Below are 10,532 nucleotides of genomic sequence, written 5' to 3'. Positions count from 1 at the left end.
CCTCACCCTTCACCGCCCGCCTCCTCCGCACCGCCCGCTTGACCTTCTTCGCTCCCGTCAGCTCGTGCATGGCGTCGAGCTGCATCTGCTGCATCTCGGCCAAGCGCGTCCATTGGCGCGAAATGAGGTAGTCGAGCTTTTCGTGCAAATGGCGCACTTCGAGCTCGGCCTTGAGGTTGACGCGGTAGTCGTTGAAAGAGCGCAGGCGGTCTTTCACCTCCTGGCGCTTCTGGCTCATCATGATGATGGGCGCCTGGATGGCGGCAATGCAGGAGAGCAGCAGGTTGAGCAGGATGAAGGGGTAGGGATCGAAGGCGCGGTTCAAGCCCTCGAACAGGTTGATGGCGATCCACACCAGGAGCACGCCGGCGAACGAGATCAGGAACCACCAGCTGCCGCCGAAGGCCGCCATATTGTCGGAGACGCGGTCGGCAAACGAGCGGTGCTCCTCGAACTCCTCTTCCGAGTTTTCCGAAATCGTGTCCTGCCTGGCGATCGATTCCACCACCTGGCGGTCGAGCTCGGAAAATTCGCCGTGCTCCTGCTGGAGCAGCTCCTCCATGTAGCGCATGCGGTAGCGGCCGAGCTCCTCGCGGCTGATGCGGGCGCCATGCGGCAGGTCCGGATGGTCGGAGCGGATGCGGTCGGCCAGGCTCGGGCGCAAATCGTCGATGCGCACCAGGTCGCGCTTGCGGAATTTGCGGCCGGAGATCGCCGACGGTATTTTCTTGGGCTTGGCCCGCGAGGCGCCGGGCAAGGCCGGCTCGGAGTCGGGCACCTCGGGCGTGTCGAAATGCTCGTCCGAAACGCCGTGCAGGTCCTCCCCGGTGGTCGGCGCCTCAAAATATTCGCCGCCGCTGTCATTGTCCGCCGCCTGCTGCTCGGATGCCTTGGGAACGGTGCTCATGATGCGGGCTCCTGCCGTGGTGGAAGACGATAGACCGATGCGGCGATGCTTAGCCAGCATCGCGGCGGATTTGAGCAGCCCTATGCCACGTCTTGCGGACGATTGCGTGACAGGAAGGGCAGCGGGCCGCCTTTCGGGGCTCGCCCGGTAAAGAGACATTCGAGGTTGGCGGCGGCTCTATGAAATCGTCATCAACCCCTGAGGAAACCATAACGGGGACGAAGCTCCGTCGCGGAGCCTGGATCCATTCCATGACGTTGGCTGCAGTGGAGCAGAATTGCGAACCGTTGCGGCGCCTGCCGAGTCGCGGCATGGATCCTCGGGTCTGCGCCGCGTCGCTACGCTCCTTGCTCCGCCCGTGGATGACGAAGTGATTGGCTGGCGCCCTGGCGACGGCAACAAAAAACCCGCCTTGCGGCGGGTGGCTGGCGCAAATCAGCACCATAGCGAGAATAGTAGCATAGCTGCCTTCACCCTGTCAAGAAAAAATTCCTATCGGGATGACTGGCACAGCTTGCGGGGCAATCGTTTCGAGTTTCGGCGACGCCCGCCTTCGAGCGCCGGCGCCGCCCCTCACTGTCCTGCCGGACATCTCTCTCTCCGTAGAACGGGGAGAAAGGAGCGCCGCGACGCCGACGCCATCCTCGCAACGCTGGTGATTGGCGAAAGCGGCGACGACAGCTCACCCGCTCACTGCTGTTCGGCGTACATCACCCTGGTCGGGGCGTCGGCTATCGCCGGCGACAGGCTGCGCTGGATCAGCGCCTCGACATGGTCGTTGCGCTGGCGGGCGCTGTCGGCGCCCATCACCACCACGATCAGCTGGCGGCCGTCGGCTTCGTAGGAGGTGACGATGTTGAAGCCGGAAGCCCTGATATAGCCGGTCTTGATGCCGTTCACGCCGCGCACGCGGCCGAGCATGTCGTTGTGGCCGCGCACCAGCCGGCCGCGGAACATGAAGTCGCTCTCGGAAAAATAGTGGAAATGCTGGGGGAAGCGCTGGTGCAGCGCCATGCCGAGCACCGCCATGTCGCGCGCGCTGGTGACCTGGCCGCCGTCGGGCAGGCCCGAGGCGTTGCGGAAAACGGTGCTGGTCATGCCGAGCTGGCGCGCCTTCGACGTCATCATGGCGGCGAACTGCTCCTCCGAGCCGCCGAGATATTCGCCCACCGCCACCGCCACGTCATTGGCCGACTTGACGACGATGGCGCGGATGGCCGAATCGACGTCGATCGTTTCCCCGCGCCGGAAGCGCAGCTTGGTCGGCGGCTGCGAGGCCGCGTGGTCGGAGACCGGGATCTGCGTTTCCTTGGAGACGCGGCCGCTCTCCATCGCCTCGAACAGGAGGTAGAGCGTCATCATCTTGGTCAGCGAGGCCGGATAGCGCGGCGCCCTCGAATTGACCTCGAACAGCTGCTTGCCGCTTCCGGCGTCGACGACGATGGCCGCGTATTTCTGCGGCGGCGCCGGCACGGCCAGCACAGAGTCCGGCGGTGTCGTGGTCGAGCAGCCCGCAGCCATCAGCAACAGGCCAAGGGCGACGAAAAGTCTCTGGACGAGCGGAAGGCGACGCTGGTTGGACAAGGGCAAGCTGTTCGGGTCAGGCTGTTGCTGAGATGCGGCGAAGCTAACGTAACCCGCCAGCCGCGTCCATTTGGTTAATGGCGGTAGCCCCAGCTTTGTCACGCGCCGCAAGGCCTGGATTCCACGCCGGGAGGCGACACTGATGCAAAATGCGGGTCGCGGTGCTTGCGCATCCGGTGGCGAACGGTTCTTGTTGCGCTTTCGGATTCGATGAGAGCGCCATGGATACGGTCACCCTCAAGGCACGCGGCATTTCGGTTTCGCTCGACACCACGGTCGGCCATATCGCCGACATGGTGGTCGAGGATGGCGGGCGCCGGCTGCGGCCGCTGCACCGCGCACCCTGGGTCGGCGCGCCACGCGATACGCTGCCGGCCGACTTGCCCGAGGGCACGGTGCGGCTGTCCGGCGATTTCCTGTGCGCGCCGTTTTCGCGCAGCGACGTCGAGGAAGCGCCGCTGCATGGCTGGCCGGCCAACAGCGCCTGGGACGTCACCGAAAGCAGCGCCATTGACGGCGGCTGGCGAGCCGTTTTCCGGCTGCGCCGCAAGGTCATGGGCGCGACCGTCGACAAGATCCTGACGCTGCGCGACGGCCATGCCTTCCTCTATCAGGAACATGTGTTTTCCGGCGGCCACGGCGCGATCTCCGTCGCCCATCATCCGATGACGGCGATGACGGATGGCGGCCGGCTGGCCTTTTCGCCAAAACGCTTCGCCGCCTCGCCCGCCGATCCGCTGGAGCCCGATCCCACGCGCGGCCGCTTCCTGCTCGCCTATCCCGGGCGCACCAGCGATCTCGGCCATTTTCCCGCCGCCGGCGGCGGCACGCTCGACCTGACGGATTACCGCATGGATGACCGCCGCGAGGATTTCGTCACGCTGGTCGAGGCCGATCATGGCGGGCCGGGCTGGACGGCCCTGGCGCGCCGGGCCGAGGACGATTTGGTCCTGGTGCTGAAGAACCCGGCGGAGCTGCCGGTCACCATGCTGTGGTTCAGCAATGGCGGCCGCGACTACGCGCCCTGGAGCGGCCGGCATCTGGGCGTGCTCGGCATAGAGGACGGGCGCACCGCCGTCGGCCACGCCGCCTCGATCGGCGACAACTGGCTGACGCGCGAAGGCGTGGCGACGGCGTTCGCGCTCGGCGAAGGCCGCCAAGTCTCCTTCCGCCATGTGATCGGTACCCTGCCGCTGGCGGGCGGCGAGCCGCCGCAAGAGGTCACCACGGCGGACGGCCGCATGCGGCTCTTGGGCGGAAGCTCGGCGCGGGAGGTGCTCTTCGACAGCGATTTCCTGCGCATCGGGCAGGCTGCGGCTGGCTGAGTGGATGCTTCGAACGCCCCGCTTTTGACATTCGACCGCCGTTCCTTACCCAAAATGCCGGTTTGAAATTTCCGCCGAGTGCCGCCAGAATAGCGGTCGCGCCATCCATCAGGGCACGCGAGGCTCCCATGTCCGAAATCGCCCATCTCGCCGCCACCATCTTCAAGCGCGCCGGCAAGGCGAGGCGCTTCATCGTCGCCATTGCCGGACCGCCGGGGGCCGGCAAGTCGACATTGTCGGCGAGCCTGCACGATCTCTTGCCGGAAGGCGCCGTTGAGGTCGTGCCGATGGACGGCTTCCACTATGACGACATCGTTCTCAACCAGCGCGGGCTACGCGCGCGAAAGGGGGCGCCGGATACGTTCGACTTCGGCGGCTTCGAGACGCTTCTGAAGCGCATCCGGGCGGGAGAGCCCGACATCGCCATCCCGGTGTTCGACCGCACCATGGAACTGTCGCGCGCCGCGGCGGCGATCATCGGCGCGGGGACCAAATTCATTCTGGTCGAGGGCAATTATCTGCTGCTTGACGAGGAGCCGTGGTCGCGGCTGGCGCCGCTGTTCGATTTCTCGATCTTCGTCGAGGTGCCGCGCAACGAACTCGAGCGCCGGCTGATGGAGCGCTGGCACGAACATGGCCGCTCCGAGGAGGATGCGCGCGCCTGGATCGCCTCCAACGACATGCCCAACATCGAACGCGTGCTGGCGCGGCGCCGGGCGGCCGACCTGGTGATTGGTTAACCTGCTTAATTGTCGATATTTGTAGGCGGGAACCTTAAAGGGTTTCGCACCGTTATGACCGGGAACCCGATTGTCCGGCGTAAGGGGATTTTGCAATGGCAACCAAGGTAAGAAAACCCGCGGCCGCCAAGACCAGGACGACGAAGACGACGCAGGCGAAAGCCGGCGCTGGTCCGGCGATCGCCGAACGTTCGAAGGACGCAAAGCCCAGCTTCGGCAAGGCCGCACCTCGGAAGGTCGCGGCCGCGGCCGCAAAGCCGGCCAGCGCGCGGAAGCCGGCGCCAGACAAATCCGGCGCCGTTCGCACGGCGGCGAGCGTTGCAGCCGGCGCGGTGGTGGCGACAGCGCGCGGCGCCGCGTCGCTGGCGGCTTCCGTGATGGGCAAAGGCGGCTCGAAAGCCAAGGCGAAATAGCCGAGCCTACGACATTTCCGCCGCCCAGGGCGGCTGGCAGCTTCAGGCCTTTGCCGGAATGGTCAGGCCCTTCTGCACTGCCGGCCGCGCCAGGCTGCGCTCCAGCCATGCCGCCAGGCTGACGAAATCATCGAAGCCAACGAGGTCGCGCGCTTCATAGAAGCCGATCAGGTTGCGCACCCAGCCGATGAGCGAGATGTCGGCGATGGTATAGTCATTGTCCATGATCCATTTGCGGCCCTTCAGCCTGCCGTCGAGAACGCCGAGCAGGCGGCGCGATTCATCGCGGTAGCGCTCCAGCGGCCGCTTGTCGGCGATCTCACGGCCGGCGAATTTGTGGAAAAAGCCGACCTGGCCGAAGATCGGGCCGACGGCCGCCATCTGGAAGAACACCCACTGGATCGTCTCGTAGCGCCGCGCCGCGTCCGCCGGGACGAGCAGGCCGGTCTTGTCGGCGAGGTAGAGCAGGATGGCGCCGGACTCGAACAGGCCGATCGGCTTGCCGTCGGGACCGTTCGGATCGATGATCGCCGGTATCTTGCCGTTGGGATTGAGCGACAGGAATTCCGGCGTCCAGCTTTCGTTCTTGCCGATGTCCACATAATGCGGCTCGTAGGCCAGGCCGATCTCTTCCAGGGCGATCGATATCTTCACCCCGTTCGGGGTCGTCGCGGAATAGAGCTGGATCCGGTCCGGATGCCTGGCCGGCCAGCGGGCGGTGATTGGAAAGGCGGACAGGTCGGCCATCGAGAACTCCTGGGATTCGCACCGAGCGGCGCGGGCTTGGCGGGTCGGCAAGGAATTAGGCGTAAGCCCCGGCACGATCAATGCGGCGGCAGACGTTTGGCCGTGCACGCACAGTCAACAAATCGAATGATGCCGGCAATCGGGAGCCGGAGGATTGAGACCTGCCGGGCGGAGCATGATCGCCGGGATCAGATCGCCTTGAAGGCCAGCACCGCATTGGTGCCGCCGAAGGCGAAGCCGTTGCTGATGGCGGCGCGCACCTTGCGCTCGCGCGCGACGTTCGGCGTCACGTCGAGATCGCAATCGGGGTCGGCCTCGCGGAAATTCGCCGTGGGCGGCACCACGCCCTCGCGGATCGCCATGACGCAGGCGATCATCTCCAGCCCACCCGAGGCGCCAAGGCAATGGGCATGCATCGACTTGGTCGAGGAGACGGAAAGCGCGCGCGCGTGCTCGCCGAAGACGCGCTTGATCGCGGCGGTCTCGATCTGGTCATTGGCCTTGGTGCCGGTGCCGTGCGCATTGAGGTAGTCGATGTCCTCGGGATTGAGCCCGGCGTCCGCCAGGCAGAAACGCATCGCCGCTTCCGGCCCCTCTATGGTCGGCGCAACGATGTCGGAGGCATCGGCCGAGAGGCCGGCGCCGACGATTTCGGCGAGGATGTTAGCGCCGCGCGCCACCGCATGGTCGTAGCTTTCCAGAACCGCCATGCCGGCGCCTTCGCCGAGCACCAGGCCCTGGCGATCGGCCGAAAACGGCCGGCAGGTGTCGGGCGACAGCACGCGCAGCGCTTCCCAGCCCTTCAGCACGCCCCAGACCAGCGGCGCCTCGGTGCCGCCGGCGACCATGACGTCGGCGCGGCCGAGCCGGATCTGGTCGACCGCCGATGCGATGGCGTGGTTGGCCGACGAGCAGGCCGAAGTGACGCCGAACACCGGTCCACGCAGGCCGAGATGCATGCTGACCTGGCCGGCGGCGGCACCCGGCATGACCTTCGGCACCGTGAAGATGCCGGCGCGATTCTTGCCCTCGATCAGGATGGCGCGGTAGTTCTCCTCGACCGTCTCGAAGCCGCAGACGCCGATGCCGATAACGGCGCCCATGCGGTAAGTATTGTCCGCATGGGGGGCCAAGCCGGACTGCTGTAAGGCTTCGCGGGCGGCAATCACCGCCAACAGGCTGAAACGGTCCATCGACACCAGCTGCTTGCGCTCGATGCCATGGTCGGGCAGCGCCTTGATCTCGCAGCCGATCTTGACCTTCAAATCGTGCAGGAACGGGTTGTCGATGGGACCGATCGCCGAGCGCCCGGCCCGCATCTCGGTCCATATGGCCTGCACATCGGTGCCCAGACCACACAGCCCGCCGATGCCGGTAATGACGACGCGCTTGTGCATCCGGTCAGGCTTTTTTCGCGATCAGCGCGCGAACGGCCTCGACCATATCGCCAACATTCTTCAGGTTGCTCCAGGCATCGACCGTGTTCATCTCGATCTCGATGCCATACTGCTCCTCGAGATCGAAGATGATCTCGGTCAGTTCCAGCGAATGGATGCCGAGCGCCGTCAATTCGGTGCTGGTGGTGATCTCCTCGCCGCCCGGCTCGGCATGAGCCTTGATCTTTTCGATGATTTCGGTCGCCAGTTGGTCAGCCATTCGGTCTCTTCCCCACTTTGTCGTTTCCCGACGCCAACTGAACAGCGCCTTTTTGTCCTCGATATCAGGCCGCGACCGTCGCCTTAGACCCCCGCCAGGCGTCGCATGAGCGTACCAAGGTGGCTCCCTCTATAGAAACGGAAACGCCATCAAGCAACAAGCTATATATCGACAAAACCGCCGCGGTGCTTAACCTGACGGCGTGGATACGATCGTACATACCGGATTTTCGGCCCCGCCGGCGCAGCGGGCGGCCGGACTTGCGCAGCTCGTCTGCGCCAGTCAGGACGGCCGCACACGGCTGCGCCGCCTCTATCAGGACGGTTCCGCCAAGATAAGGATGCCGGCCGTTTCCGGCGGCCCGCTGGAAGCCGTGCTGATCAACACCGCGGGCGGGCTGACCGGAGGCGACCGCCTCGGCTGGGAGATCGATGTCGGCGCGCATGCCAGCGCCACGATAACGACCCAGGCCTGCGAAAAAATCTATCGCGCCGCATCCGACCGGGCCGAAGTCAGCGTCCGGCTAAGGGTCGGCGAAAACGGCCGCATCGCCTGGCTGCCGCAGGAAACCATCGTTTTCGACCGATCGGCCTTTGCCCGCACGTTCGACCTCGACCTTGCCGCCGGCGCCGAGGCGCTGGTGCTGGAAGCGACGGTCTTCGGCCGGACGGCAATGGGCGAACGCGCGATCCAGGGCGGCTTTCATGACCGCTGGCGCGTCCGCCAGGGCGGGGCTCTCATCCATGCCGAGGATTTCCGCGTCGGGCCCGACATCGCCGCGACCCTGGCGCGCCCGCCGATTGCCGGCGGCGCCGTCGCGATGGCGACGGTGCTGCTGATCTCGCCGCGGGCGGAAGCGCTTCTCGATCCGGTTCGGGAGATCATCGGCGGCCAGGGCGGCGCCAGCGCCTGGAGCGTGCAGGAATCTGGCAAGCTTCTTGCGAGGCTTTATACCGGCGACGGCTACCGGCTGCGCCAGCATCTGGTTCCGCTCGTCGGCTTGCTCAACGGAAAGGCGGGACTGCCCAAAATATGGTCACTGTGATCGTGTCCGCATCATTTCAGGGAAACGCATGAACCTGACGCCGAGGGAAAAGGACAAGCTGCTGATCGCCATGGCGGCGATCGTGGCGCGCAAGCGGCTGGAGCGCGGGGTCAAGCTCAATCATCCGGAGGCGATCGCGCTGATCACCGACTTCGTCGTCGAAGGCGCCCGCGACGGCCGCCCGGTTGCCGAGCTGATGGAAGCCGGCGCCCACGTCGTCAGCCGCGCCCAGGTGATGGAAGGCATCGCCGAGATGATCCATGACGTGCAGGTGGAGGCGACGTTCCCGGACGGCACCAAGCTGGTGACCGTGCATGAGCCGATACGGTGAGGAGACAAACATGCTTGAGCTGCGCCCGAACTGCGAATGCTGCGACAAGGACCTGCCGCCGGAGGCGACGGATGCGCTGATCTGCACCTTCGAATGCACCTTCTGCGCCGATTGCGCGAAAAACCTGCTCGGCGGCACCTGCCCCAATTGCGGCGGCAATTTTTCGGCGCGGCCGATCCGTCCGCCGGCAATGCTGAAGAAGTATCCGGCGTCGACCAAGCGGGTTCTCAAGGCCGAAGGGTGCTCCCCGGCCAAAGCCGCGTGAATGCCGGACGATCCTCATAGGGAAGACATGCCGATGATCTCAGCACCGATGAAACGAACAGCCCTTTCGGCGATCCTGCTGCTAGCGGCCGCAATGCCCGCCTATGCCCATGTCGGGGCCGGCACGACCTCCTCCTTCACCGCCGGCTTCATGCATCCGCTCTCCGGCCTCGATCATATGACCGTGATGGTCGCGGTCGGCCTGTGGGCGGCACAGAAAGGCGGCAAGGCCATGTGGGCCTGGCCGGCCGCGTTCGTGGGGGTCATGCTGGCTGGTGGCGCGCTCGGCATGCTGCATGTGCCGCTGCCCTTCGTCGAGCCGGGCATACTGGCGTCGGTGGTGGCGCTCGGATTGTTCGTGGCGCTGGCCGTCGATCTTCCCGTCATGGCCGGCGTCGCCATCATCGGCGCGTTCGCGCTGGTTCATGGCCACGCCCATGGCACCGAAGTGCCGGAAAATGCCGCAGGGCTTGAATATATGGCCGGCTTTGCCGTCGCCACGGCGCTGCTGCACGCCGCCGGCATCGCCGCAAGGCCTGGCCTCGGCAGGCGATTTCGCGGGCTCGTGCGGACCGCGGGTGCCGCCTGCACGGCGATCGGGTTCGGCCTCGTTTTCGGCGCCGTGTGACGACGATGATACCCGGTGAAATCATTCCCGCCGACGGCGACATCGACCTGAACAAAGGCTTGCCGACGGCTACGCTCAAAGTGGCCAATAGCGGCGACCGGCCAATCCAGGTCGGCAGCCACTATCATTTCTTCGAGACCAATGAGGGTTTGAAATTCGACCGCGAACGGGCGCGCGGCATGCGCCTCGACATCGCCGCCGGCACCGCCATGCGGTTCGAGCCCGGACAGGAGCGCGACGTCACGCTGGTGCCGCTGGGCGGCAAGCGCGAGGTCTATGGCTTTCAGCAGAAGGTGATGGGCAAACTGTGAGGCCGATGGCGTCTCATGCGCGGCGTGCAAAGACCGCAAAGGGCTTTCGGGCGAGCATGAAAGCGAGCTGTCCCCTCGGCTCAATCGGACGGCTTGGCCGCCGCATAGATAACGATCTTTCCGGGGTCGTCGAATTCCACGGCGAGAACATCCTGCGCAAGCACGCGTCGCGAGTCGATGGCGTTGAACAGCAGGGCGTTGGCCTCGATCTCCTTGCGCAGCTCCGCAATGTCGTCCTGATGCTGCTTGACCTTGGTCTCGATCGCCGGCGGCGGACCGCCTTCGGTGCGCGCGGCATCGGTCAGGAAGACGATATCGACCTTGTCGAGCTTGGATGTCTTGCGCACCGTGCCGATGTTTTCACGCGTCCGGTCGATCGCCCTGGCGACTTTGCCCGCTTCGGCATCGCTCCTGGTTTCTTCCTGCTTGACGTCCGAGCCGATGATCCGGTTGACGGTCTCGGGGCTTTCGAGCCCTTGTGCGTGAAGGGAGGCTCCGGGGCTGCCTGCCACCAGCAATGCCATGGAGGCAAAGGCATGGAGCCGTCTCTTGCCGGTGTTGATCGCCATCGCTCGCTCCTG

At 65.6% G+C, this 10,532-nt stretch carries 14 protein-coding genes; 8 read left to right on the top strand and 6 right to left on the bottom strand.

Translation table 11 applies throughout. The annotated features are described in order from the left end of the window. On the bottom strand, positions 1-907 hold a 907-nt coding region (locus LB533_RS04490), incomplete at its 3' end, for a DUF1003 domain-containing protein (RefSeq protein ID WP_224676749.1). Positions 908-1,597: 690 nt separating this feature from the next. Continuing rightward, positions 1,598-2,491: a D-alanyl-D-alanine carboxypeptidase family protein gene (locus LB533_RS04485; protein WP_224676748.1), complete on the bottom strand. Its 894-nt coding sequence runs from the start codon at positions 2,489-2,491 to the stop codon at positions 1,598-1,600. Between the two features lie 221 nt (positions 2,492-2,712). On the opposite strand from LB533_RS04485, the gene LB533_RS04480 reads away from it, so the two are divergent. The 3 genes from LB533_RS04480 to LB533_RS04470 all read left to right on the top strand — a co-directional run bounded on the left by LB533_RS04480 (position 2,713) and on the right by LB533_RS04470 (position 4,969). Further along, positions 2,713-3,816, top strand: coding sequence for a hypothetical protein (locus LB533_RS04480; protein ID WP_224676747.1), 1,104 nt, complete (start codon positions 2,713-2,715; stop codon positions 3,814-3,816). A gap of 128 nt (positions 3,817-3,944) precedes the next feature. Next, a complete protein-coding gene (locus tag LB533_RS04475) occupies positions 3,945-4,556 on the top strand; it encodes a nucleoside triphosphate hydrolase (protein ID WP_224676746.1) in 612 nt (203 codons plus the stop codon). 95 nt (positions 4,557-4,651) lie between these two features. Then, positions 4,652-4,969 (top strand): hypothetical protein, encoded by a 318-nt coding sequence (locus LB533_RS04470; RefSeq protein WP_224676745.1) that lies wholly within the window; start codon positions 4,652-4,654, stop codon positions 4,967-4,969. A gap of 42 nt (positions 4,970-5,011) precedes the next feature. On the opposite strand, the gene LB533_RS04465 is transcribed toward LB533_RS04470, so the two are convergent. The 3 genes from LB533_RS04465 to LB533_RS04455 form a co-directional block, all read right to left on the bottom strand. After that, positions 5,012-5,716: a glutathione S-transferase family protein gene (locus tag LB533_RS04465; protein ID WP_224676744.1), complete on the bottom strand. Its 705-nt coding sequence runs from the start codon at positions 5,714-5,716 to the stop codon at positions 5,012-5,014. A gap of 188 nt (positions 5,717-5,904) precedes the next feature. Then, positions 5,905-7,113, bottom strand: coding sequence for a beta-ketoacyl-[acyl-carrier-protein] synthase family protein (locus tag LB533_RS04460; RefSeq protein ID WP_224676743.1), 1,209 nt, complete (start codon positions 7,111-7,113; stop codon positions 5,905-5,907). A gap of 4 nt (positions 7,114-7,117) precedes the next feature. After that, positions 7,118-7,372, bottom strand: coding sequence for an acyl carrier protein (locus tag LB533_RS04455; RefSeq protein WP_140491308.1), 255 nt, complete (start codon positions 7,370-7,372; stop codon positions 7,118-7,120). A gap of 202 nt (positions 7,373-7,574) precedes the next feature. On the opposite strand from LB533_RS04455, the gene LB533_RS04450 reads away from it, so the two are divergent. The 5 genes from LB533_RS04450 to LB533_RS04430 are packed head-to-tail and all read left to right on the top strand — an operon-like array spanning position 7,575 to position 9,951. Next, complete coding sequence (locus tag LB533_RS04450) at positions 7,575-8,417, top strand: urease accessory protein UreD (protein WP_224676742.1); 843 nt, start codon at positions 7,575-7,577, stop codon at positions 8,415-8,417. 28 nt (positions 8,418-8,445) lie between these two features. Then, positions 8,446-8,748, top strand: a complete 303-nt coding sequence (locus LB533_RS04445) for an urease subunit gamma (RefSeq protein ID WP_015314510.1) — start codon at positions 8,446-8,448, stop codon at positions 8,746-8,748. A 10-nt stretch (positions 8,749-8,758) separates the two neighbouring features. Next, the gene (locus LB533_RS04440) at positions 8,759-9,013 is read left to right on the top strand and encodes a DUF1272 domain-containing protein (protein WP_224676741.1); all 255 of its coding nucleotides are present in this window, start codon (positions 8,759-8,761) and stop codon (positions 9,011-9,013) included. A gap of 33 nt (positions 9,014-9,046) precedes the next feature. Further along, positions 9,047-9,640 (top strand): HupE/UreJ family protein, encoded by a 594-nt coding sequence (locus tag LB533_RS04435; RefSeq protein WP_224676740.1) that lies wholly within the window; start codon positions 9,047-9,049, stop codon positions 9,638-9,640. Positions 9,641-9,645: 5 nt separating this feature from the next. Next, on the top strand, positions 9,646-9,951 hold the full coding sequence (locus tag LB533_RS04430) for an urease subunit beta (RefSeq protein WP_224626274.1): 306 nt from the start codon (positions 9,646-9,648) through the stop codon (positions 9,949-9,951). A gap of 80 nt (positions 9,952-10,031) precedes the next feature. Here LB533_RS04430 and LB533_RS04425 read toward each other — a convergent pair whose 3' ends face one another. Next, positions 10,032-10,520, bottom strand: a complete 489-nt coding sequence (locus LB533_RS04425) for a hypothetical protein (RefSeq protein WP_224676739.1) — start codon at positions 10,518-10,520, stop codon at positions 10,032-10,034. Positions 10,521-10,532: the final 12 nt, after the last annotated feature.

The sequence above is a fragment of the Mesorhizobium sp. BR1-1-13 genome (assembly GCF_020165515.1).
GTDB lineage: Bacteria > Pseudomonadota > Alphaproteobacteria > Rhizobiales > Rhizobiaceae > Mesorhizobium.
The sequence above is the reverse complement of the archived record's forward strand: the minus strand, read 5'-3'. Positions and strand labels throughout refer to the sequence as shown.